Below are 25237 nucleotides of genomic sequence, written 5' to 3'. Positions count from 1 at the left end.
CCCGTCCGCCGCTAACTGAAGGAAGCAAGCTTCCAACAGTTCGCTCGACTTGCATGTATTAGGCATGCCGCCAGCGTTCGTCCTGAGCCAGGATCAAACTCTCCATAATACTGGTTGGCGATATGCCGCGGATTGCGTTGTCAGTTTCACTCACTCAGTCGGTCACGTACCTAAGTACGCTCCCTCTCTCGCTTGATCACTTCCTAGCACTCCCCAACATCTCGTCAACCAGTTACATGAAAAATCGATTAGCTCGAGTTTCATTTGCTGGCATCAATTAAGATACTCATTTTTGTTTGTGTCACCGTAAGATGCACAAACTGTATTTCGTTAACGTTTTGCTGTTCAGTTTTCAAGGTTCATTCGGTTGGTCTCTCGCAAGAGACAACTTCTTAATATTAACATCTCGTCATTTTGTTGTCAACACTTTTAGTTAAAAACTTTTTCATTATGTTTTTCGCTAAGTCGCTAACTCCAAAAGCAACTTTATAAATATACCACCAGTTTTAAAAAGATGCAACTGTTTTCTTCAATTCTTTTTGATTCTTTTTGATTTTCTTTTACTTTCTATTAAAACACTGTATTTCGGCAATAAAAAAACAGCTCCAATATTGCTATTGGAGCTGTCATATCAGTCTTTAGGACGCATTTGAGGGAATAGTAGCACGTCACGGATTGATTGCGCGTTCGTCAACAACATGACGAGGCGGTCGATTCCGATGCCGAGTCCACCTGTTGGCGGTAGTCCGTATTCCAATGCCGTAATGAAATCTTCATCCATTTCATGCGCTTCATCGTTTCCTTGTTCTTTTTCCACCAGCTGCGATTCAAAGCGTTCGCGCTGATCAATCGGATCATTTAACTCCGTGAAGGCATTCGCGTGTTCACGGCGTACGATAAATAGTTCGAAGCGATCTGTGTATCGTGGATCTTCCAAATTCTTCTTTGCAAGCGGCGATACTTCTACTGGATGTCCATAGATGAATGTTGGCTGGACAAGTTCTTCTTCTACTTTCTGCTCGAAGAATTCATTTAGTACATGACCTACTTCCATAGAAGGAGTTACTTGTACGTTATGCTCTTTTGCTAGTTCATGCGCTTGTTCTTTCGTCAGTTGCTGCCAGAAGTCTACGCCTGTAAACTCTTTGACTGCGTCTGCCATGTGAAGTCGCTTCCAGCGCGGTGCTAATTCGATTTGATCTTCACCATACTGGATTGTAGTAGTACCCAGTACTTCTTGTGCGATATGCGCTACAAGATTTTCTGTTAATTCCATAATGTCGTTGTAATCCGCATAGGCTTCATATAACTCGATCATTGTGAATTCAGGGTTGTGTCGTGTGGACATTCCTTCATTACGGAATACACGTCCAATCTCATATACTTTCTCAAGACCTCCAACGATCAGGCGCTTTAAATGTAATTCAATAGCGATTCGCATATACAACGTCATATCGAGTGTATTGTGATGTGTAACGAATGGGCGGGCTGCTGCTCCGCCCGCTATTGCGTGAAGCATAGGTGTCTCTACTTCAAGGAAGCCTTGTCCATCCAAGTAATGACGCATCGATTGAATAATTCGGCTGCGCATAATGAATGTTTCTTTGCTACCTTCTGTCGATATTAAATCCAAGTAGCGCTGACGATAGCGTTGTTCTACGTCTTGTAGACCATGGAATTTCTCAGGCAACGGACGCAACGCTTTCGTTAAGAACGTAAACTTTGTTGCTTTAATAGAAAGTTCTCCTACTTTTGTTTTGAAGATAATACCTTGGACACCGACAATGTCTCCAAGGTCTGCAGAAGTAAATAGCTTATAAGCCTCTTCACCGATAGCGTCCAAACGTACGTAAATCTGGATTTGACCTCCGAGATCTTGAATGTGAGCAAATCCAGCTTTACCTTTTCCACGCTTTGTCATGATGCGACCAGCAATAGTTACCTCTTGCTCATTTTCTTCTAAATCCTCTTTTGATTGCTCCTCATATGTGGAGCGTATCTCGCTTGTCAGGTGTGTGCGTTCAAAACGCTGACCGAACGGATCTAAACCATCTTCACGTATATCGTTCATCTTCTGGCGTCTCACCAAAAGCTGATCATTCATTTCATCCATATTGGACATTTCCTTTCACTCCTTCATACTTTGACTGTCCCTATCCTCGGAATCAGTCGTCTGCAACTATTGTACACAAATTTCGGACCTAACAAAAGGACAAACAGTCATCTCGTTCCATTGTAGAGAAAAAACTGCCCTATTATAGAGCAGTTTGGCCATTCAATGTTCAATCTTGTCGTAAAAACTCTTCGACTCGTCCAACCTTTTTCCAAAGATTTACCCCGTCTTCATTTATCGCCAGTTCTTCACGATAAAGAGTTCCTGTGATAGGATTCTTTACATCCTTATTAATCTCCACTAGCGGAACGAGCACGAATGCACGCTCTTGCATACGTATATGCGGAATAATCAAATTCTCTAATTGGATGTGACTCTCGTTATAAAGCAAAATATCCAAGTCTACCGTTCGGGGGCCCCAACGTATTTTTCGCATTCTACCAAGCTTATTTTCAATAGACTGGCACGCACTCAATAATTCTGTTGCTTCTAATGTCGTGCTGAGCTCTACTACGATATTCAAAAACTTCGCTTGTTCCGTTAATCCGACCGGCTCGGTTTCGTATACGGAAGAAACTATTGACACATTAATAGAAGGATGTTCATTTAACAACTGCACAGCTTGCTGTAAATGTTCAAGGCGATTGCCTATATTCGATCCCAGTGACAAATAGGCAGTATTCAGGAGAAACGCCCCCTCGTGATTTCCACGGAAACGGATGAATAATGTCCACGAATCGGTGGATCCGGCTTTACAAGCAAGACTCGTACACCGTTTACCTTTTCTGCAAAGTCTGTCATGATCGTCCCAGCCACTGTTTCAGCCACCGTCTCGATCAGATGAACCGCTTCACCTTCCACAATGTTCTTACACATCTCATATACTTCTGCGTAATTCATTGTTTTCGATAAATCATCCGTCTGTCCGGCCTCCGCAAGATCCGTAGCCAGTGAAACCGTCAGCCGAAAACGCTGTCCAAGTTTATTCTCTTCAGGCAACGCGCCGTGGTAACCGTAAAACTCCATATCATTCAAATGAATATAATCCATGAAATCCCTCCATTTTATCGCTTACCCAGTGTATGCTGCTTTCTTAGTCAATACATCCATCATTTTGACCATCCGCGAGATTTCCTTCACATCATGAACACGCATAATATGTGCGCCATGCTCAATACCGTAACAAACCGTCGCACCCGTACCCTCCATACGTTCTTCCACAGGTAGATCAAGCACTTTACCGATCATGCCTTTACGTGACGTACCGAGTAAAACCGGATATCCGAGTTCTGCAATCGAAGACAACCCTTGCATTGCTAATATATTCTGCTCGAGATCTTTCGCGAAACCGATGCCTGGATCCAGCCAAATCATCTCTTCATTAACTCCAGCCCGCTTTGCAATATCGATACTTTCCTGTAAATCTTCTATAACAGCCCCCATGAACGGTAGCTGGTAATCACGATTTTCACGGTTGTGCATTAAAATGATCGGCACACCATAGCGCGCCGCCACTTCCGCGATCGCCGGTTCCCGCTTCGCGCCCCACACATCATTAATTATACTTGCGCCCGCTATAATTGCCGCTTCCGCCACAGCTGCTTTTGACGTATCAATTGATAATGCACAGCCGAGTTCCCTCGCAAGCACCTCGATGATCGGTACAACACGATCTATTTCCTCTTCAACTGAAATAGGCGTGTACCCTGGACGAGTGGACTCTCCACCGACGTCAATGATTTTCGCACCGTCTGCAAGCATTTTCCGCGCATGTTCAAGCGCCAGGTTTTGCTGGCCATATTTTCCACCATCGGAAAATGAATCCGGTGTGACATTCAATATCCCCATAATCACTGTTTCTTCTCTAAAATCAATCGTTGTTCCACCCAATTTATAAGATGCACGTGCTTTTGATAATTCCATTACTGGTCACTCACTTTCATTCGATCGATTGCCTTTTGATAACCCGCATGCAATCGTTGATAAATCGGTCCTTCCTTGCCAGAAAACATTACTTCTCCTACTTGTCGTATTGGCACTAGCTCCTGGATCGCATTAGTAATAAATACTTCTTCTGCCGATTCAAGTGCTTCCCGCGTATACAACCCTTCGTTGATAGGCAACCCAAGTTCTCCAGCCATTTCGATGACAAACGCACGCGTCGTACCAGGTAAGATCCCCGTCTCCAAAGAAGGTGTAAACAACTCGCCTTGTTTCACCCAAAACACATTTGATGTAATACCTTCTGCCACATAGCCGTCCGAAGTAACAAATAGACCTTCTGTTTCTTTCAATGAAGGTAATTCCAGACGCCCTTTTACATTATTTGCATACTGGTGTGACTTATGACGAACGACACTTTCAGGTTCATTACGCGTTGTCGCAAGCCAGACCCCGCCTTTTTCCGTATGTGCAGGAGGTAGAACAAGCGATTTTTGGAAAATTAGTACATTAGGTTGTTCATATTGTGTAGGTGCAAGCCCGATATCGTGCACACCCGCTGATACGTTCAAACGATAATAGCCATCTACACACCCATTTTCTCTATACAAAGAATGTATAGCTGATAGAATTTCTTCATCACTATACGGCATTTTAATACGATATTCAGCCAACGCCGACCGCAAACGAATCATATGTGATTTGTAGAGGAATACTTCTCCGCCATACGTACGGAATGTCTCGAAAAAACCCAGCCCGTAAAGAAATCCATGATCAAAAGGTGATATCCTCAGTTCTTCCGCGACTACTCGCTTACCGTTCATCCAGCAAATCAATGCTGTTGCTCACTTTCTTCACGAATCGCCAACTCAGCCATTTCTTTCGCTTGCCATAACGCTTTTGCTTTATTAAGAGACTCTTGATATTCAGCAGCAGGATCCGAATCGGGTACTAAACCAGCACCCGCTTGGATATGCACGACGCCTTCTTGAATGAATGCTGTACGAATAGTGATATTTAGTTCCATGTCTCTATTGAATCCTATCCAACCCATTGATCCAGTGTAGAGCCCTCTGCGCGTTGGCTCCAGCTCCTCAATGATTTCCATCGTACGCAATTTAGGATCCCCCGTAATGGAGCCACCAGGGAATACTCCGTGCACAATAGATGCCAAATCATCAGAAGACGCAGTACCACGAACATTCGATACCAAATGCATAACGTGCGAATACTTTTCGACGACCATGAATTCATCCACTTCCACTGTACCTTCTTGACAGATCCCTTCGAAGTCCGCGCATTCGAGATCAACAAGCATCTTGTGCTCACCTATCTCTTTTGTATTTGATAGCAACTCTTCCTGCAACGCAAGGTCTTCCGCTTCCGTCTTCCCACGCTTTCGTGTACCGCCAATCGGTCGCGTGCTCAATTCAGTACCGCGTTTTTTCAACAATAATTCAGGCGAACCGGAAACTACTTCAAAGTTTGGTGCCGCCATATAGGCCATATAGGGTGAGGGATTGAACGAGCGCAATGCTTCATACATCAATAGAGATGGTGCGACGAGCGGTTTTGACTGTCGTACGGACAAATTCACTTGCACGACATCTCCATCCTCAATAAATTGTTGTACATCGCGCACCATTTGCTCAAACTGTTCTCCTGTCACAGAAACTTGTAAATCTTCTTCTGTAACGTCCACGTCTATTGCTTGTCCAGTAGTAAATTGACGATTCAGCAGACCTGTTTGTGATGCTTCGGTCCATTCCTCTACCATACTGTCCAGTGCGTGCCGTTTTTCAGGCAATGTCATAAAGTAGACGTCTTCTTTTTCTATATCGAAAACAGCCCATTGATCAAAAAGATAAAAGAATACGTCAGGCGTCGTCAAGTCGTCCATCGCGAGAAGCGGTAAAGCCTCATAGCGTCTGACATAATCGTAACTGACCATCCCAATCGCTCCCCCTTGAAAGGCAGGTAAATCTTTCTGATGCTCTAGTTTATATTTCGCCATAAAATCATTCAACAAAACTAGCGGATCTTCTCCCGTCAGCAAGTCTTCTTTGCCACCGCGCCATTCTAAACGTAGACCTGTTTTGGTTGCATTGAACGTCACAAGCGGATCAAGTCCTGCCACACACATCTCCCCGCCACGACCACTTTCTAATAAAACATGCCGGTCTTTCCCTGTTGCAAGTTGGCGATAGGCATAAAAGAATTCGTCTTTTGTCATTGAAGCTGTCTGATAGGCTGCTGTATTCATGCTAGTTCCCCCTGCGTCTCTAGTATTTACTCCGCGTTACTTTCCTCTATCAACTGTTTGATCATCGTATCATCCAACGGCAACATCACTTTATCCGTGATTACACCATCTTTATTGATAATATACGAAGTCGGATAGACTTTTATCTGATACATTTTCATTACTTCGCTGTCCTTATCTAATAAAATTGGAAACGTTAATTTATATGTATCGACGAATTCTTTCGCACTCTTTACCTTCTTCTTCTCAGTTTTCGTCATGTTGACTGCGAGTATCTCCATATCATCGGATTCTCTGTTGTGTGTATAGTACTTTTCCATATGCGGCATTTCAGAACGGCATGGCGGACACCACGAGGCCCAAAAGTTCAACATGACCGTCTTGCCACGGTAATCGGACAATTTGACTGTGTCACCTGAAAGTGTAGTTAGTTCGAAGTCCGGAGCCAAATCTCCTGTAGCCAGTCCAGGCTTATCCGTGTCCGTAGTAGTTTGCCAATCTTCAGGTAAACGATCCACTACATCTTTCGGCAAGCTTTCCATATTCAAATCCTCATAACCTGGAAGGCCGCCCGTTTCCTCCTTAATTTCCTGTTTCAATAAGAAAATTATCGTGCCCATGACAATTACAATTAAAACCGACACTATTATGCTCCACTTTTTATTCACAGTGAGCCCCCTCTATTCTATGTATAACTAGATTGGTTCGTCTCAATTATACAGAATTTCATCCACTGATAACAGCTTGACGATTGTACAGTTTTTTTGCTGGATATAAAAAGAAACTGCCGCTAGAAGCAACTTACTACTTCTAGTGACAGTTTCATATATGCAAGGAATCAAATGACGTCAATGAAATCAATACAGTGCTAGCAAATGAATCCTACGATACCTTACCACTTACTCTTCATCAAATTGATAAAGAGGTGTGCTCAAGTAACGCTCTCCGTTAGATGGAAGGATTGCTACTACCGTTTTGCCTTTGCCTAGCTTCTTCGCCACTTGCAACGCAGCTGCAATCGCTGCACCTGAAGATACTCCTCCAAGGATACCTTCTTCACGAGCCGCACGACGCGCAAACGTATACGCGTCATCATTAGAAACTTTGATAATCTCATCATAGATTTCTGTATCCAATACTTCCGGCACAAATCCCGCACCGATACCTTGAATTTTATGTGGTCCTGGCTTACCGCCAGATAATATCGCTGAATCTTCCGGCTCTACCGCTACGATATTAATTCCAGGGAAACGCTCTTTTAGCACTCCACCTGCTCCTGTAATTGTACCACCCGTCCCGATTCCCGAGATAAATGCATCTACTTGATCCAAGGCATTTGCGATTTCGGGTCCCGTTGTCAGGCGGTGAACTTCCGGGTTTGCTTCATTATTGAACTGCTGCGGTAGGAACCAGCCGTTTTCTTCCGCTAATTGCTCAGCTTTCGAGATTGCACCTTTCATTCCTTCAGCTCCAGGAGTCAATACTAAATCCGCTCCGTATGCGCGAAGTAAGTTGCGTCGCTCTAAGCTCATCGTGTCTGGCATGACAAGTACTGATTTATACCCTTTCGCTGCCGCAATCATCGCAAGCCCAATTCCTGTATTACCACTAGTCGGTTCAATGATTGTGCTATTTTCTTTCAGATCACCGCTTTTTTCTGCCGCCTCGATCATGGCAAGCGCAATACGATCCTTGACGCTTGAGCCGGGATTGAAGAATTCAAGTTTCAAATACACATCTGCGTCATCTGCACCTGTCAAACGATTTAATTTTACTAACGGTGTGTTACCTACCAAATCAATAACTGAATTTCCCACTCTACTCATTTGTCATCCGCTCCCAATACCAAGTATTTTAATATGTTTTATTGACTTAATATTACTACCTTCTATTTTACTTGTCAATATAATCATTCGGAAAATTATGGTTTTTCAATTCCTTCGCTAAACAGGTTGATCTGCAAGCCTGATGTCGTTATGCCTACAAGGCGGTATCCTTTGCATGAATGCTGATAGCGCTTTCTAAACTGATTAGATAAGTTCATGTAAATTAGTAAATTACCCGCTACCGCAAAACACTTTCGGCAACGGGTGCGTAGTTTAGAGTAAAATCAAAGTAGTTCACGAAGCTCTTGCTCAGAGAATTGATACTTCTCCAAACAGAAGTGACATTGCGCTTCAGCACCATGATCTTCATCGATCATTGCTTGAATTTCTACAGCGCCAAGTCCTTTAATAGCTTCACTAAAACGTTCCTTGGAACAATTACAATCAAACTTTACGTCGATTCTAGAAAGGAATTCCACATGTTCCTGGCCTAATACTTCTTCTAAGATTCCTTCAGGTGTCAATCCGTTGTCAATCATAGTAGAAATCGCCGTCATGTTCGCGATTCTTCCTTCTAGCAATTCAATCGTCTCTTCCGTAGCACCTGGCATTACTTGAAGAATAAAGCCACCTGATGCTTTAACCGTGTTATCTGTATTAACGAGTACGCCTAACGCCACAGCGGATGGCACTTGTTCAGATACTACCATGTACTGGGTAAAGTCTTCGGCAATTTCCCCGGAAATAATCGGTACTTGCCCCGTAAAGTAATCTTTCAACCCTAGATCTTTTACGACCGACAGCATACCTTCCGTACCAACTGCTCCACGAACATCTAATTTACCTTGTTCATTTAGCGGCAAGTGCGTTTGCGGATTCGTTACATAACCACGAACTTCCCCTCTAGCATTCGCATCCACAACAATTGGACCAAGTGGACCATCGCCCTGAATTTTCACCGTAATGCTATCATCGCCTTTTAACATGGCACCCATCATGACTGATGCTGAGATTGTTCGTCCTAAGGCAGCAGTCGCTGTTGGCCACATTTGATGACGCTTTTGTACCTCTCCCACCGTTTCCGTTGAACGCACCGCATATGCACGAATTTGTCCTTCAAAGGCTAATGCTTTTACTAAGTAATCTGTTGTCATTTTATTCTCCCCTTACAAGTTTCTTTCATAAATCAGATGTAATCCTTTAAGCGTTAGGAAGTCATCTACAATATCAATCACTTCGGTTTCAGATGCAATTAATTCTGCCATCCCACCTGTCGCGATTACAGTAGGTTCGACTGCACAATCCACTTTTATACGGTTGACTATTCCTTCAACCTGTCCAACGTAACCAAAAATAATACCCGACTGCATAGCAGCAACGGTGTTCTTACCTACTACATGCTCCGGCCGTGCGAGTTGAACGCGCGGTAGTTTGGAAGCACGATCAAACAATGCTTCCATAGAGATTTTAATGCCAGGAGCGATGGAGCCACCCATGTATTCGCCATGTTCATTAACATAGCAATACGTGGTAGCTGTTCCAAAGTCTACGATAATGAGCGGGCTACCGTATTCGCGAATCGCTGCCACCGCATTGACAATCCGGTCTGCACCGACTTCACGAGGATTTTCATATTTGATATTTAATCCTGTTTTCACGCCAGGTCCAACGACCATCGGCTTTAGATTAAAGTACTTTTTACACATTTGCTCTAACGGGAACATAACAGGTGGCACTACGGATGAAATAATAATACCCGTGATGTCATCGAATGAAATCCCCACGTGTTGAAACATTGCCTTTACTTGCATGGCGTATTCGTCTTCTGTTTTATGTCTGTAGGTTTCCATCCGCCAATGGTGCTTTAGTTGATCCCCTTCATATACACCTAACACAATATTCGTATTGCCTGTATCTAATACTAATAACATAGTCGTTGTCCCCTCTTACTTTGACTTTTTCCCGTACATCATATCATAATTTCACATCGAGATACTGTGAATGCGTACTGAACACTTTTCCCTCTCATAAGAAAACAGCCGACTGTATACAGTCGGCTGTTGGGTTCGCTTAGTCTCTACGTTCTTCATCAATAGACGGCAATGTCTTATCTACCGCTCCACCTTCACGTGGCAAGTCACCGATTGAAGGGTCAGATGGCGCACCCGTGCTGTCCGGGGTTGTAGTTTCCGCAGGGGATTTTTCTACAACTTTCTTGTCATCATCGTTATTGTCGTAAGGACGATCAGGCAAAGTACCGTGATCTTTCAAGTGATTGATTTGTTCAGCATCCAACGTTTCAACTTCCAACAAAGTGGTTGCAATCAGATTAAGCAACTCTCGGTTTTCAGTCAAAATTTGTCTTGTGCGTTCGTATTGTTCTTTGATAATTATTTGCATTTCAGAATCAATCTCGTATGCGATCGCTTCAGAATAGTTTTGTTCAGAGTTGAAGTCACGTCCAAGGAATACTTGGCTGCCTTGTGTCTGCCCGAACTGCATCGGACCGATTTTATCACTCATTCCGTATTCTGTAACCATCGAACGCGCAATACCTGTAGCACGCTGGAAGTCGTTATGTGCACCGGTTGATACATCACCAAGTACAATTTCTTCTGCTACGCGTCCACCTAGAAGACCTGCAATTTTGTCGAGGAGTTCAGGTTTTGTCATGAAGTAGCGGTCCTCTTTCGGAAGCATAACTGCGTATCCGCCGGCTTGCCCACGAGGAACAATCGTTACTTTATGGACAATTTCTGCATCGTCAAGCATTAAGCCCACAACTACGTGACCCGCTTCGTGGAACGCAACAATATTTCGTTCTTTTTTCGAGATGACACGATTTGTTTTCGCAGGACCTGCTATCACACGATCCGTTGCCTCATCAATATCAGACATATCGATTTTCTTTTTATCTCTTCTCGCCGCCACAAGAGCCGCTTCATTCAATAAGTTCTCAAGATCTGCACCAGAGAATCCTGGAGTACGTTGAGCAAGAGCTTTCATATCGACTGTATCATCAAGCGGTTTGTTTCGTGCGTGAACTTTCAACACAGCTTCTCTTCCTTTAACATCAGGACGGCCAACCGTAATTTGACGGTCAAAACGTCCCGGACGAAGAAGTGCTGGGTCCAAAATATCCGGACGGTTTGTAGCGGCAACAATAATAATTCCTTCGTTCCCTTCAAATCCATCCATTTCTACTAGCAATTGGTTCAATGTTTGTTCACGCTCATCGTGACCGCCGCCTAAGCCGGCTCCACGCTGACGTCCAACTGCATCAATTTCATCAATAAAAATAATACATGGTGAGTTTTTCTTGGCATTCTCAAATAAATCGCGCACTCGAGAAGCACCTACACCTACGAACATCTCCACGAAGTCAGAACCTGAAATCGAGAAGAATGGTACGCCTGATTCACCTGCTACTGCACGCGCAAGCAATGTTTTACCTGTACCTGGAGGTCCTACTAGCAAGATCCCTTTTGGAATCCGTGCACCTAACTCCACAAACTTACTAGCATCTTTCAAAAAGTCCACGACTTCTTCAAGTTCAGCTTTTTCCTCATCTGCACCCGCAACATCATTGAAACGTACTTTCTTCCGATCGTCTGATTGCAGTTTCGCTTTACTTTTCCCAAAGTTCATCACCTTGCCGCCACCGCCGCCTTGTGATTGGTTCAGTAAGAAGAAGAAAAGGATAATAATAATTATGAATGGTACGAGTCCTGTAAAGAACGATACCCACGCGCTTGTTTCTTTTGGCGGTAGGATTTCAATCTCAGTACTTGTCGTTTTGACAATTTCACCGATACTGTCCATATCATTTTCTGGAATGTTCGTTACGAAAGTTTCACCTTTTTCGTAGCCGGCCATTTCCCCTTTTACTTCATACACAAGCTGTAATGGCTGAAAAGTTGCTTTTTCAACTTTTCCTTGTTCCAGCGCTGTGACGAATTCATCATACCGAATTGGTTTCATCTTCGGATTTGGATTGTTAAGCGAACTGAAAATACCCATAATTGCTAGGAAGATCAATCCATATAAAAGAAAGTATCGAAGTATTCGATTCATCCCAAGCCTCCTCATCTCATTCAACAAAAACTAAACAGAAAACTATTGTAAATTTTAGCATAGATTAACACTACTTAACAAAAGAAATGCCTTACGGAAAATAGCGTTCAATCCGGTTCATTGCACATTCGTCAGAAAGAGTAAATTTCTTTCTTCAATACCCCGATGTACGGTAAATTACGGTATTTCTCTGCATAATCCAAGCCGTACCCAACTACGAACGCGTCCGGTACGTCAAAACCTACGTAATCGGCTTTTAAATCCACTTTACGCCCTGTCGGTTTATCCAACAACGTTACGATCTTAATAGAGTTTGCTTTTCTGTATTTAAACAGCTCCACTAAGTAATTCAATGTCTTTCCACTGTCAATAATATCTTCAATAATCAACACATCGCGACCTTCTATGCTAGTGTTCAGATCTTTGATGATTTTCACTTCACCTGATGAAACTGTCGCATTTCCATAACTAGAAACATCCATGAAATCTAACTCGATATACGTATCAATGCGTTTGATCAAGTCGCTCATGAATGGTAATGCACCTTTGAGTACACCGACTGCTAATGGGAATTTTTCACGGTACTCTTCAGTTAATGTTGCTCCGAGTTCTCGGACTTTCTCCTCTAGTTGCTCTTCTGAAATTAAAACATGCTCGATATCTTGCGCGATCATCGGACCGTCCCCCTCTATTTTATCTTGTCTCGCCTTCTCGCATAATCCATATGTATGAATCGCCTTCCGGTTGGCGGCGTGAAAACATCTCACTATACCGCACACCAGGTACTGCACATACAGTACCGCTTGCTGTCGTAATGACAGGTTGCTGTTGCCTTTGCATGATCCCTATCTTTTCGTCAATCAATATCCGCTTCACACGTTTTGGATCGGACATTCCTTTGATCAACATTCTGTCTCCAGTCATCCGAAGACGTACAGTTAACGGTAGTTCCGACTCAGGTAATTGAAAATACATGACTTCATCGGAAGGTGAGAATTCTTCTATTATATGTGCGTTGGCATGATGCCAGTAAAACTGAATATTCCCCCACGTATGCCAAGTACCTTTTGCAAGTACTTTTGGACGAAGGGATGCTGTATCTATATCCATTTTTGTAATTAGCAGTTTATCATATTCCCTGATAAACCGATAGCCATACACCAAATCAATTGCGACGTTTCCGTCTGAGTTCATAATGTGCTGTAACAGTTCATCCACTAATGCAAAATGCCACTCAGCGTTCTCTGTTGCTGGGTTAGTTAGACATTTTAATAGTAGTTGAATCACGCGCTTTTGTAAAGCGTGGGGAATAGCAAGAAATGCCTCCCGTTGAAAAGAGGGAAGCTGCTCATGCGTATACGTAACAATCGAACGCCAATGTTGATCCGCAAGCTCATCCAGCAAGCTTTCATCCGCTTGCCGTTGTTCCGTCTGGCGTACCGTGTTGACCGCAACAGATGGATTTTCGTTCATCAAGACTGGGAGCACGTGATGTCGCATACGATTACGCAAATAATTGTCTTGCTGATTACTTGGATCTTCCCGGAATGTGATGTCGTGATGTGACGCATACATGTACAATTCGCTCTTTCTTAATGGAAGAAGTGGACGTATGACTTTACCTATGTCAATTGCCCGCTGTATTGGCATACCATTTAATGATTGCCCCTTACTCAATTGAATTAGCACCGTCTCCAGTTGGTCATCTGCATGATGGGCCGTTGCAAGAACCGTGTACCCCTCGCTTTTCATCGTTTGTTCGAAACGCGCATAACGCTGTTGCCGACACACTTGTTGCATATTACCGCCCTGGCTTTTCAAAATAGCCGGAATAGGTACTTGTTCAGAATAGAAGGGTAGCCCGAATTCCTCGCACAGTTGCTTCACAACAAACGCATCTTCAGCAGATTCAACTCCACGCAACATGTGGTCTACATGGATGGCCGCTACTTCAATGACCAGAGATTGCCGATGCGTCGCAAGAAAGTGAAGCAGTGCCATGGAATCCACACCACCCGAACACGCGACCAATACACGAGAGCCGGGAGGAATCAACGTTTGCTTGTCAATAAACTTTAATACCTTCTGCTGCAAACTTTTCATGATCCATCCCCCCTCTCTCTATTCTATCATTGTTTAGCTAGAAATGATTCGAGGTTGCTTATTAGCTTTTGACCACTTTGGTACAATATGACCGACTTTCATTACGAGAATCGTCCGATCATCTTCTACCGACTCAAATACCCGTTCCATCTCCATCATTACTTGATCGGCAATCGTCCGGCAATCCATATCTTTAAAACGCTCTATCGTTTGATTCATCACGTCTTCTTGGATATCAAGCGGTATATCCCCATTAAATATGCCGTCCGTCATCATAACGACGATATCACCGGACTTGAGCTTTTCGTTTTTCGCCTCTATAGAAAATGAAGGCAAGAAGCCAAATGGTACTGTTTTGCTGTCTAACCGGATACAATCATCACTTCTTTTAATGTAGGTACTCATCGAACCTGCCTTCCACGACCACAGTCGCCCTTCTTGTAAATCAATTAACGCCAAGTCGAGCGTTGCATACATATCATCCAGTCCATTTAACGCCATCATATAATGCAAGGTGTGGATCGCCGTTTCCGGATCCATTTTTTGACCCAGACATTCCCGCATCAGCCGGATAACCTTTCTACTTTCGTGGTATGCATTGATATCTTGTCCCATCCCATCTGACAACAATACAGCAGACAAGCCTTCATGAATCTTGAATAACTCATACGCATCACCACCATTGAACGACCCTTTTCCGGCTGTGGTGACGATATCATAGTCAAGTGAAAAGCGAACAGCGGAACTAAAGGTCAATTGCACATGTGGGAACGGGAACGGCTGATAAGTCGATTTTGAAATATGCATCGGTTCATCGTACATTTGCTCCAAGATGGGCAGTAATAAATATTCTCCAACCGTTGTTTCCGCTTCAAAATCCGCCTTTTTTTCCGGTACAGAAATCACAATCCTGCAGGCACCTCGTTCTTCCGATAATATATCTATTTGAAAAAACTCTATGCCTTGTGATTGTAAACGATTCGCAAGCTCTTCTTCAGCCAACTTATACGTAGTCAGATCTTCCTTTACCTCTCTCATAACTTTTTCGATATGCGTACTCATATCGCGTAATTGCAATGCTAGCATCTTTCGCCCATGCTGTAACTGCCCCATCAATAATTTATTGGCCCCTCTCTCCTCCAATTCATTCATTAATCCCTTAAAACGTAGACATTTATATTTCATCTTCTGTTCAACACGGACACGAGCTGCTTTTTTCGTTGCAGAATAGGTGGTTTCCCATTCGTCAATCAACGGTTCTATACTCTCCTCTTCACTTTCCCAACACTTGCGGTAACGAAAACAGGATTGACAAATGGATGGTACTTGACTTGTCGCTGCCACTTCCTCTTCGGGGGACAGACGATCATTCACGAGCGTTGACATGAAATGAGCAAACTGTTGAAACTCCTCTAATTGCCCATCCAGTTTGTCCGCGAGCCACTGCTGTCGTTTTTCCGATATTCCTTCTTGTTTCGGTAATAAAACTTGTCGTATTTGACTTAATTTGCGCGAAGGTATCAATATAAACAGTAAAGCTGCGGCGCCAACTGTGGAAAAATGAACGGTATCAAGGGGCAGTGTCGCATCATATAGAAGGAAAAAGAGCGAAACAAAGACACTGCCGGTGATGACCCCAAGCTTTCCAAAGCGTTTTAGTGAACCCGCCAACAAACCTGTCATACCATATAACGCCATCATGCCCGTAAAGGACAATTCTGATACACCTATGATCAACGCGATAATCATTCCGACGGTCGTAGCAAACGGCACCCCCCCAACAACGGCAGCTACAAATATCGCCAAAAACAAGAATACTCCAGCAACCGATACCGTACCGATTTGGAACCCTCCCATTCCGGTGGCTGCCAGCGCTCCCACAATACACATCGCACTGATCTGCTCGGGATTCCACGGCCCATACAGCATTCTTTCTATAGAAGGGAAAGCCAGTAACATGAAAATGGTCATGAACAATGCAAGCAATGCTTCTAACCCTATAGACAACTGAACCGCTAAAGGTAACGTCCCGTCGCCGTATTTTACAAGCTGCCAGATTAATTGTGGAATAATCATTCCGCCAGCCACAGCGATGGGAATAGACCTTTTCACGACCGGAATCTTTATAATTGAATGAAACAGTAATAATTGCGCTAAATGAATGACAGCTTGTCCCATCCCAAGAAATGCGCTGCCCGCCATCCCACCTATAAATACGTAGATCATGTGTTGACGGTAGCGCATACTCGCTAATGCCCAGATCGGCAAGAAGAATGGTACTGCCATATCGAATACTACTGCTTGCGATAGAAAGAATGATCCTACTAAGAACAGAAGTGCCGTTAGCAAGTATACTTTACGATTCATAAATTCTTGCCAGTATGCCCTGAACATCTGCAAAATTGGTCGCTCCATATTGTCAATCATCTTCATTTCCCATACCCCCTATGTTCTCTTACGTAAAACTATACATGGGGTTCACGAGAAAATTTGTCTGTTTGTGGCGGCATATTCACAAAACATTTCGACGTATTCCGTATGTATATCTTTTAGTAAAAGATATGTTGACACTTCTCCAAATGCCTAGTATGATAAGAGACGTTGCATATGGAATTACCTCATTTCATTGCATCAACATCTTGGCGGCGTAGCTCAGCTGGCTAGAGCGTTCGGTTCATACCCGAAAGGTCGTGGGTTCGACCCCCTCCGCCGCTATAATAGTAAATCAAAAAATCCTCTGGCTTAGGCAGAGGATTTTTTGTTGAAAAAAATGGATCGGGGACCCATATGGACTTTTATTAACTTCGATTCAGGGCGATTTAGATTACGATTCTTTTATGGGTGCGTAAGAGGCGGTGTTGAGTTTTGTTTTGCTGACAACGAGCCAGAACATTCATCAAGTGTGCCTAGCTCTCGCCCCCGGATTCTCGCATAAAAAAACGCATGCTCCATAATAGGGAACATACGTGTAGGATGTCATCTGATTTTAGTTTACAGTTGAAACAGTCAGCAAGATATCCTCTTCTGGCTCCACGTCCGCCACGCTTGGACTCTGTTGCTCTCTTTAAGGTAGTTAGACGTTCTTCGCTGTCCTTCATGAACTTTGCCATCTTCTGCTCAAAATTCTCTGGTCGTTCAAAGCTCGGTTTGCTTCCTTGACGAGGTCTAGTTGGACGTTGTGGACGCTGTGGACGTTGTTCTGACTCAGGTTTAGCCTTACGGATGGAAAGACCGATTTTACCGTCAGATCCCACATTCATTACTTTGACTTCAACCATATCGCCGACTTTTAAATGATCATTAATATCTTTGACATAATTGTCAGCTACTTCACTAATATGGACTAATCCTGTGGATCCGCTTGGCAATTCAACAAATGCCCCAAAATTTGTGATCCCGGTTACTTTACCTTCTAACTTGCTGCCTACTTCAATTGACATAAAAAAAATGCTCCTCCTTAAGTTTTAAGCGGCTCGTAAGCCTATCAACCATATTGGCAATGCCTGTATTTTACAGGCTCCTACTTATATTATAGCCAACAAAAAAAGAGTGTCAACATGACTACTCTTTTCTTATGTCTTTTTCTGACTCTTTTTTCTTATCAGGAATAGAAAAAATGATCTCATTGGACTCTGAAAGAAAATATTCTTTCCTCGCGAGTTTAGCAATATACTCGTCATCGTCCAATCGAATCAACTGCGTTTTCAGTTGTTCTTGCTGTTCTTTTAAATCCTCTAGCGTAGCCATTGCTTGAGCTTTTTCCTTATGTTTGGCTGCCAGGATTTCTTTTTGACCGGCATTCATATTGAATAAACTTCCAGCAACTACACAGACGATGACAAAAAATACGGCCAACCGATTACGCAAGCGTTTTTGTTGTGCTTTTTTGAAATTTTCTTTTTTTTGCATAGAGCGCACATAGTCTGTATCGATTGATGTCACATTCTTTGTTGAAGGCTTCTGTGTTTTTTTCATGGCGCACACACCTTTCTGGCGTAGTTCTACTATTGCACTCTATTATATAGTACTCTGCATTTATTTTGAAGGAATTTCCCTATGTTCTTTACTAATCTCAGAAACGGTGATGTGATGAATGACAGAATAGAGACAATTACATAGAAGATCCGTTGAATCGTTAGGTAGACAAGACGAATGATGAGCCAAATCGGCCTAAGCACCACAAGTAACAGTAGTCTACCTACGAATCTCATAGGATGATGGAAGATGGTTGCATACAATAACAAGCCACTAACCTGTGCAACGGGGTCATACATTCTCCATGCCCCGTCGCGTACCATCATTAATACCCAAAACGACATAATGCCTAACATAATCCAGATAAGGCATTCAAACCAGAATGCCCATCTTCTAATGAACGAACGTTTATCGCACCCGGCGACAATGGTTCCGAATAAATCCAGTACAATTCCAGCAGTAATTCCTGTCCCGATCATCGCCAACAGACTGAAGAACTGGACGGATAGGCTCATCCGAATAGTTTATGGAGGAAATTGCGTGAGCCTGCTTCTTCGTCATCGTATTGAAGTGTTTGGACAGTGCCTTCAAGCGTTAGTAGGCCCTTGTCCACATCTAGATGTACGATACGCAGTTCCTCCCCACGGATTTGCAGTACGCCTAGCGATGTTCTAACGAGAAATTCCTCCTGGTCAAAGCGATCGATCGTTTTTACGGATGTGAGGTCCATTCTTTTGCGATTGCGCATCGTCACTACGTGGTCTCCTGATGGAATAGTATACATGGAGCTGTCTGTTTGAATCTGCATATGCGTCCCCCTTCTCTAGTACGTTCCCCTTATCATATGCAGAGGCTTGGCCAAACATGACAAGCCGTTTTTAAGTTGAGGTGCAAATTCTATATTCTAACCCCTTTCGTTTGTCCCTTTGTTAATTAGTTTGCCTCTTCATCATCCACAAACTCAGGCTCCACTTTCTCTAAGCGCTCTTCACTGGTGATTGTGTACATACCTGCTGCATCTTCTTTTTTCGTTGACGTCTTCAGCTCATTTATCGTAGCATTGACGATCTTTTGGCCGAAACGGATTGAAAGTTCATCACCTGGTTTGATAACGGAAGATGCCTTAGCTACTTTTCCATTAATCGTAATTCTACCTTGGTCAGCCACTTGCTTTGCAAGCGTTCGGCGTTTAATAAAGCGTGATACTTTTAAAAACTTATCGAGTCTCATTTAGTTTCTTCCTTTCGTTTGGCCTGTTGCCAGAATTCTTCTAGTTCGTCTACTGTATAACTTTCAAATTTTCCACTTCCTAGTTTCACGGATTGCTCTACGGACTGGAAACGGGATTTGAATTTTTCGTTGGCGTGCCACATGGCTTCTTCTGGTGAGAGTTTCAAGAACCTTGCGATGTTGACGATGGTGAACAATACGTCCCCGAGCTCGTCTAGCTGTTGCTCCGGTCCACCACTTTTTACTTCTTCCTGAAACTCTTGCCACTCTTCCTGGAACTTGTCGAAAGCTCCATCTATAGATGGCCAGTCAAACCCCACTTTGGCTGCAGTCTTTTGGTAATTATAAGATGTCAGCAAGGACGACGCCAAACGTTCTTGTCCTTCTAACAGCGTAGGCGGTTTAGGTTTTTCCTGATCCTTGATGGCTTGCCAGTTCGTCAACACTTCTTCAGTTGTATCAGCTTGCGTTTGCGCAAATACGTGTGGGTGACGACGTATCATTTTAGCCCCTACAGTTTCGAGTACGTCTTCCATCGAGAAGTACCCATTGTCTTCACCGATTTGTGCATGTAGAAAGACTTGTAGTAAAACATCTCCCAGTTCTTCGACAATAGCGTCATCATCTTCTTCGTCGATGGCCTGGATCAATTCATAGGATTCTTCAATTAAATAACGCTTTAAAGATTCATGCGTTTGCTCGCGATCCCAAGGGCAGCCGTTCGGTCCACGTAACGTTGCGATGATCTCCCTGAACGAACTCCACTCTTTTAGTCGTTGTTGGTGATCAGGTAGTGGCGGGACATATACAGTCGTTAGATTATTCAATGTTACTGTACGATCAAGCTCAAACAATGGTATTTCAGTCAATTTTTCATCTTGGGAACCAGCTGACGTAACAATGGTGACAACGTGATGATCCGGATATTTCTCCATCAAAGACAATTTCACATCTGAAGCGACGAATGCGTCATACACTTGTCCTATTAATACGTGCTGATCCATCCGTACATCGTCGCGTTTCATGTCAGTCCCATCCAGCAACTGAAACCCTTCAATCGGATCAATACGCAATGCTGTAAAAATCGGATCTAAAAAGCTACTACCACCTGCGATACGAAGTTCAATATCACCTGTACGTTCTTTTTCAATTAACAGTTGGACTGTACGTTCCGCTACGAGCGGGTGGCCTGGCACAGCGTATGTAATCGACTGATGCGTACTCAGTTCAAGAAGTTTATCAACAATTTGCTGATAGACGTCTTCAAATGCATCATTTGCTTCATAGATTGAATCAAAACTTTTCATCTTTATTCCTTCCGAACGCAATTCTGCAACGACAGGATGTTCTTCCGTACGAATATAGAGATGTTCCGCTTGTTTCAATAATCGGTACGTGCCTAGCGACAATTGTTCTAAATCACTAGCGCCAAGTCCGATAACAGTTATTTTGTTCACACAATTCACCTTCTATTTTTAGTTAGCCATAGTTGAGCAGTCGCCAATCGTTTTCCAAAAGGCAGTAAGTACCACTCTTTTTCTTTCATTATACGTGATTTCAAGATGACGAAAAGGAATATGATTGCTCCAATTGTGACAGCAGACAATGCAGTGAACATTGAGCTAGTGCGTGAAGATAATCCATCAAATAGCCATGAATCGGCTAGTAGCATCCAAGGAATCAATACCCCCGCCATTGCCACGCCGGCGATAATGAGCACGACATAAAACCGCCGCGAAGCCAGTGGGAACTTCCAAAACTTCTTAAAGTAGAGAATCAATAACACAGCAACGACTGCGAATGAAATAGCGCCTGATGCAGCGGCACCTTCAATTCCATACTGGCGAACCATCAATGGTGTAGTTGACAGTTTTAGTACGATTCCAAGCAGCATGAGTAGCAACGGCCCACGCACTTTACCACTTCCTTGAAGAATTGCTGTTAGCGGTAAAATAATCGACAACCAGAATATCTGTATACAGAAGATGATTAGCGCAACAGAGCCTGCCCGCGATTGAAACAGCATTTCATTGACGAAAGGAAGTACGAGAACCAATCCGATCGTCGCTGCCCAACCGAATAAAATAGAGGCCCGAAACGTCAAGCTAATGAACGGTAAGGCACTCCGTCCATCATTTTTAGTTGCATGGTGCGCAATTAACGGCACGAGTGCTAGCGCCAATGTAGACGCAAGCAAAATGCCCATTTGCGCAAGCGGCTGTCCCCTATCGTAAACACCTTTCATTTCCATGGCGGTCTCACTCATTGCCCCCGCCTCGACTAATGCGTTATAGATTGTAAAAGAGTCTACCAATTGAAATACCAGTAAAATTAATGAACTTGCACTGACTCCAATGCTAATCTTGGTCAAATCTTTCATCACTTGCCATGGCTTTACAGTAGCTACCGCTAAACTTTCCCGTTGTAGGAAGAACCAAGTTAGGATCAAAACACCTACCACTTCTCCTGCAAACGCCGCCCACATCGTAATTTCCCCTATTTTATAAAGTGATGTTCCTGCACGTATCGCGAACCACGTACCTGCAAGTACGATGATCACCCTGAATAACTGCTCCGAGACGTTGGAAATCGCTACAGGTATCATTTGCCCCTCTGATTGAAAGACGCCCTTTAGTACAGCTAGAAACGGAAGTACGAGAACGATGTACGCACCGGCCTGCAAAACGGGCGCTAATGCGGTATCGCCCATTAGTTCAGCAAAGAGAGATGAACCTGAACGCAATACTAGAAAGGTTCCTCCTGACAAAACGAGAAGATATACGAGTGACACACGTAAAATCCCACGTGCTTCTCCGGGGTTTTTGCTTTCTGCAAGCATTTTAGACACCGCGACAGCAAAACCCGAAGACGTCCAAACGATAAATATTCCGATAAACGGATACACTTGCTGATAAATATAGAACCCTTTATCTCCAACTAAGTTTTGAAATGGCACACGATAGACCGCGCTCAGCACTTTGACGATGATGGCGGCAATAGTTAGAATCGATGCACCTTTCATAAACGACTTCATATTCCATTTAGTCAACGCCATATACGCGCCTCTTTCATTTCAATGATGATTTCTAGTATACCATTTCATCACGTCAGAATAGGCGTGTGACCGCAATCAATAAAATAATCACTCCACTCATGAATGTTCCGAACTGCCCTACTGACATCTTGCCAACCCGCACGCCTGCCAGTCTTTCGCCCAGTCCTACGCCAATTGACAATGTAATATAACTACCGACAGCCGCTGATAATGCGATAGCAATCGGCGACAATGTTAGAAGACCTGCTCCGACACCGTTCGTTAGTGCATTTGCGGAAAGCGCGATACCAAGCAGTAAAGCTTCTCCAACGCTAATATGCGAAGATCCGTCAAAATCCATTTTTTCCGGTTCACTAAATACATTTGCTTGATGTTTACTTGTTTGACGAAAGGCAATAACCATAATACGTATTCCGATTATGCTAAGTACAGCAAATGCTATCAGATCAGGTAGTATGCCCGGTAACATTTCAGCCAGCCACGCACCTGCGACAATGCCAATCAAACTAAAGATAAAACAAATTGCCGCAATGAGTGCATTCGATGTAAATGGAATCCGGACTTGCTGCACTCCATAAGAAAGTCCAACTCCAAAGTTATCAATGCTCGATGAAACTGCAAAGCCTACAATCAGTAGCCAAGTCATTTCGCTCCCCCATTTGGTTTTATCATACTATACGTGCACAATGAGGCAGGCGTGTGTGCGCTAGGCGCGTAATTGAACCGGACTATTCCATGAACGTGGGTAGACTGTGGGATAAATATAGATAGTTGGGGACTAGTCTAGGTATCCACTACAAACTACGGGTAATCTGGGACTACATTATGGGTACTTCCTAATTTTTTGACATGTAATTACACGTTTACAGTCGGGATCGAATAAGTTCATAGATGCTTAGAGCGGTTACCAAATAAGTATGATCGATTACAGATTATGATAGAGCGCTTTTGAAGGTGGATAGAGCGGTATTTGCACAGTATAGGACGCTTAACCATGATCTATGAGCGCTTGCAAGAATTTATGAGCACATCTACCTTGCACTTGTTTCTAGTCTGTAGGCCAATAACCAACAGTCCAACCAGAACGTCAAACAACGCCCCCGTCCGCCTCAACCACTCACTTCACAAATTAAAAAACGTCTTCCCTATACGTGATAGGAAAGACGGGTCTCTATTCATCTTCATCTGGGTGTAGGCAAAACCATTTCCTTCGCAACAGATACACCTGTACGCATCGCTGCCTTTCCTACTGCGTGTGCAACAATTGTAGGAATACGATCATCAAATGGATCCGGAATGATGTAATCATCACGTAGGTCCTCATCTTTGATCAAATCAGCAATCGCATATGTTGCTGCAAGTTTCATCTCTTCATTGATCTCAGTTGCTCTAACATCTAGTGCTCCACGGAAGATACCAGGGAATGCCAAGACATTGTTGACCTGGTTAGGATAATCGGAACGGCCTGTCGCAATAATACGTACGCCATACTCATCTGCCAATTCGGGCTTTAACTCGGGCATTGGATTTGCCAGTCCGAATACGATAGGATCTGTATTCATTAGCGCTATCAATTCCTTCGTCAGCAAGTTCGCAACAGATACACCAACAAATACGTCAGCACCCTCCATTGCAGCCTCTAATGAACCCTCTATTTTTTCGAGGTTTGTGATGCGTGACATTTCATGCTTAATGTCATTCATCGCATTCTCACGACCTTCAAAAATAATCCCTTTGGAATCGCACATAATAATGTTTTTGAAGCCCATATTCAACAATAGTTTCGTAATTGCAACTCCAGCGGCACCTGCGCCATTTAAAACAATTTTTACATCTTCTTTTTCTTTTCCTACTACTTTTAATGCATTAAGTAAACCCGCACCTACTACAATTGCCGTTCCATGCTGATCATCATGGAAGATTGGAATATTACATTCTTCACGCAATCTACGTTCAATTTCGAAACAACGTGGAGCCGAAATATCTTCAAGGTTTACAGCGCCAAATGTCGGGCTCAAAGCTTTTACGATATTGACAATTTCATCTACATCTTTTGTATCCAGACAAATTGGGAATGCGTCAACCCCTGCGAATTGCTTCAGCAATAGAGCTTTCCCTTCCATTACCGGCAAAGCTGCTTCAGGGCCGATATCTCCGAGACCTAGAACAGCCGTTCCATCTGTTACAACTGCAACCAAGTTCCCTTTGATTGTATAGTCATATGCAAGTGATGGATCATGAGCAATTTCTACACAGGGTTCAGCAACTCCCGGTGAGTACGCCAAACTCAAATCCTCTTTATTCTCTAGTGGAACTTTCGAAACCACTTCCATTTTTCCATTGTGAATTTGATGCATGTGTAAAGAAGATTTGTATTTCCTGTTCATAATATCGCTCTCCCTGTCTGGTTTTTTATTGTTCATTCGTGTTGGTAGTGATTATAAGCGCAAATGCGAAGTAATTACAAGCATCAATTTTTTATTAACTCCAAAAATTGAAAATTCGTAAGCGGTTACATTGCTTTTGCCTCGGGTTTTTCAGGACTTAAAAAAATTCCGAAAAAAGTTTTGACTTTTATGCCTTTTCGTAGTATGTGAAACCTTTCACTTTTCAATTTATGCCTTGTGAAGCCTTTCACTAAAGGCTTTTGTGAAAAG

At 43.3% G+C, this 25237-nt stretch carries 22 protein-coding genes, 1 tRNA gene, 1 rRNA gene and 1 pseudogene; 1 reads left to right on the top strand and 24 read right to left on the bottom strand.

The genetic code is table 11. The features are described 5' to 3' along the window. The 15 genes from CSV63_RS15045 to CSV63_RS14975 form a co-directional block, all read right to left on the bottom strand. Nucleotides 1-109: ribosomal RNA gene (locus tag CSV63_RS15045) — 16S ribosomal RNA — on the bottom strand; the annotation flags it as partial. Nucleotides 110-631: 522 nt separating this feature from the next. After that, nucleotides 632-2122, bottom strand: a complete 1491-nt coding sequence (gene lysS, locus CSV63_RS15040) for a lysine--tRNA ligase (RefSeq protein WP_099696537.1) — start codon at nt 2120-2122, stop codon at nt 632-634. 160 nt (nt 2123-2282) lie between these two features. Continuing rightward, nucleotides 2283-2798, bottom strand: a complete 516-nt coding sequence (gene folK, locus CSV63_RS15035) for a 2-amino-4-hydroxy-6-hydroxymethyldihydropteridine diphosphokinase (RefSeq protein WP_369823866.1) — start codon at nt 2796-2798, stop codon at nt 2283-2285. Then, a complete protein-coding gene (gene folB, locus CSV63_RS15030) occupies nt 2795-3163 on the bottom strand; it encodes a dihydroneopterin aldolase (protein ID WP_099696536.1) in 369 nt (122 codons plus the stop codon). Before folB ends, folK begins: the two co-directional genes overlap by 4 nt. A 21-nt stretch (nt 3164-3184) precedes the next feature. Beyond that, nucleotides 3185-4036 (bottom strand): dihydropteroate synthase, encoded by an 852-nt coding sequence (folP, locus tag CSV63_RS15025; RefSeq protein WP_099696535.1) that lies wholly within the window; start codon nt 4034-4036, stop codon nt 3185-3187. After that, on the bottom strand, nt 4036-4878 hold the full coding sequence (gene pabC / locus CSV63_RS15020) for an aminodeoxychorismate lyase (RefSeq protein ID WP_369823865.1): 843 nt from the start codon (nt 4876-4878) through the stop codon (nt 4036-4038). Before pabC ends, folP begins: the two co-directional genes overlap by 1 nt. An 8-nt stretch (nt 4879-4886) precedes the next feature. Next, on the bottom strand, nt 4887-6317 hold the full coding sequence (locus tag CSV63_RS15015) for an anthranilate synthase component I family protein (protein ID WP_099696533.1): 1431 nt from the start codon (nt 6315-6317) through the stop codon (nt 4887-4889). Between the two features lie 26 nt (nt 6318-6343). Further along, a complete protein-coding gene (locus CSV63_RS15010; protein ID WP_099696532.1) occupies nt 6344-6985 on the bottom strand; it encodes a TlpA disulfide reductase family protein in 642 nt (213 codons plus the stop codon). A 231-nt stretch (nt 6986-7216) separates the two neighbouring features. Then, complete coding sequence (gene cysK / locus CSV63_RS15005; protein ID WP_099696531.1) at nt 7217-8143, bottom strand: cysteine synthase A; 927 nt, start codon at nt 8141-8143, stop codon at nt 7217-7219. Between the two features lie 284 nt (nt 8144-8427). Then, nucleotides 8428-9297: an Hsp33 family molecular chaperone HslO gene (gene hslO, locus CSV63_RS15000; protein WP_099696530.1), complete on the bottom strand. Its 870-nt coding sequence runs from the start codon at nt 9295-9297 to the stop codon at nt 8428-8430. Nucleotides 9298-9309: 12 nt separating this feature from the next. Then, nucleotides 9310-10074, bottom strand: a complete 765-nt coding sequence (locus tag CSV63_RS14995; RefSeq protein ID WP_099696529.1) for a type III pantothenate kinase — start codon at nt 10072-10074, stop codon at nt 9310-9312. 139 nt (nt 10075-10213) lie between these two features. Continuing rightward, nucleotides 10214-12217, bottom strand: coding sequence for an ATP-dependent zinc metalloprotease FtsH (ftsH, locus tag CSV63_RS14990; protein WP_099696528.1), 2004 nt, complete (start codon nt 12215-12217; stop codon nt 10214-10216). A 131-nt stretch (nt 12218-12348) separates the two neighbouring features. Further along, nucleotides 12349-12891, bottom strand: coding sequence for a hypoxanthine phosphoribosyltransferase (hpt, locus tag CSV63_RS14985; protein ID WP_085132333.1), 543 nt, complete (start codon nt 12889-12891; stop codon nt 12349-12351). Nucleotides 12892-12910: 19 nt separating this feature from the next. Next, the gene (gene tilS, locus CSV63_RS14980) at nt 12911-14320 is read right to left on the bottom strand and encodes a tRNA lysidine(34) synthetase TilS (RefSeq protein WP_099696527.1); all 1410 of its coding nucleotides are present in this window, start codon (nt 14318-14320) and stop codon (nt 12911-12913) included. A gap of 33 nt (nt 14321-14353) precedes the next feature. Then, complete coding sequence (locus tag CSV63_RS14975) at nt 14354-16753, bottom strand: SpoIIE family protein phosphatase (protein ID WP_099696526.1); 2400 nt, start codon at nt 16751-16753, stop codon at nt 14354-14356. 208 nt (nt 16754-16961) lie between these two features. Between CSV63_RS14975 and CSV63_RS14970 the strand changes: the two genes are divergently transcribed. After that, nucleotides 16962-17035, top strand: a tRNA-Met gene (locus CSV63_RS14970). Nucleotides 17036-17337: 302 nt separating this feature from the next. Here the strand turns inward: CSV63_RS14970 and CSV63_RS14965 are convergent. The 9 genes and pseudogenes from CSV63_RS14965 to CSV63_RS14925 all read right to left on the bottom strand — a co-directional run. After that, nucleotides 17338-17760, bottom strand: a pseudogene (locus CSV63_RS14965) (S1 domain-containing RNA-binding protein); the annotation flags it as partial. A 121-nt stretch (nt 17761-17881) separates the two neighbouring features. Next, nucleotides 17882-18295 (bottom strand): FtsB family cell division protein, encoded by a 414-nt coding sequence (locus tag CSV63_RS14960; RefSeq protein ID WP_099696525.1) that lies wholly within the window; start codon nt 18293-18295, stop codon nt 17882-17884. Between the two features lie 29 nt (nt 18296-18324). Continuing rightward, nucleotides 18325-18810, bottom strand: coding sequence for a spore cortex biosynthesis protein YabQ (gene yabQ, locus CSV63_RS14955; RefSeq protein WP_099696524.1), 486 nt, complete (start codon nt 18808-18810; stop codon nt 18325-18327). Further along, the gene (gene yabP / locus CSV63_RS14950; protein ID WP_029054884.1) at nt 18807-19103 is read right to left on the bottom strand and encodes a sporulation protein YabP; all 297 of its coding nucleotides are present in this window, start codon (nt 19101-19103) and stop codon (nt 18807-18809) included. Before yabP ends, yabQ begins: the two co-directional genes overlap by 4 nt. Nucleotides 19104-19228: 125 nt before the next feature. Then, nucleotides 19229-19525 (bottom strand): RNA-binding S4 domain-containing protein, encoded by a 297-nt coding sequence (locus CSV63_RS14945; protein ID WP_099696523.1) that lies wholly within the window; start codon nt 19523-19525, stop codon nt 19229-19231. Continuing rightward, nucleotides 19522-20982 (bottom strand): bifunctional methyltransferase/pyrophosphohydrolase YabN, encoded by a 1461-nt coding sequence (gene yabN, locus CSV63_RS14940; RefSeq protein WP_099696522.1) that lies wholly within the window; start codon nt 20980-20982, stop codon nt 19522-19524. Before yabN ends, CSV63_RS14945 begins: the two co-directional genes overlap by 4 nt. Before the next feature lie 5 nt (nt 20983-20987). Beyond that, the gene (locus CSV63_RS14935) at nt 20988-22580 is read right to left on the bottom strand and encodes a putative polysaccharide biosynthesis protein (protein ID WP_099696521.1); all 1593 of its coding nucleotides are present in this window, start codon (nt 22578-22580) and stop codon (nt 20988-20990) included. 52 nt (nt 22581-22632) lie between these two features. Beyond that, nucleotides 22633-23226, bottom strand: a complete 594-nt coding sequence (gene ytaF, locus CSV63_RS14930) for a sporulation membrane protein YtaF (RefSeq protein ID WP_099696520.1) — start codon at nt 23224-23226, stop codon at nt 22633-22635. A gap of 535 nt (nt 23227-23761) precedes the next feature. Beyond that, the gene (locus CSV63_RS14925; RefSeq protein ID WP_099696519.1) at nt 23762-24967 is read right to left on the bottom strand and encodes an NAD(P)-dependent malic enzyme; all 1206 of its coding nucleotides are present in this window, start codon (nt 24965-24967) and stop codon (nt 23762-23764) included. Between the last annotated feature and the right edge of the window lie 270 nt (nt 24968-25237).

The organism is Sporosarcina sp. P34 (assembly GCF_002743375.1).
Classification (GTDB): Bacteria; Bacillota; Bacilli; order Bacillales_A; family Planococcaceae; genus Sporosarcina.
This window is presented reverse-complemented; position numbering and strand designations above follow the sequence as displayed.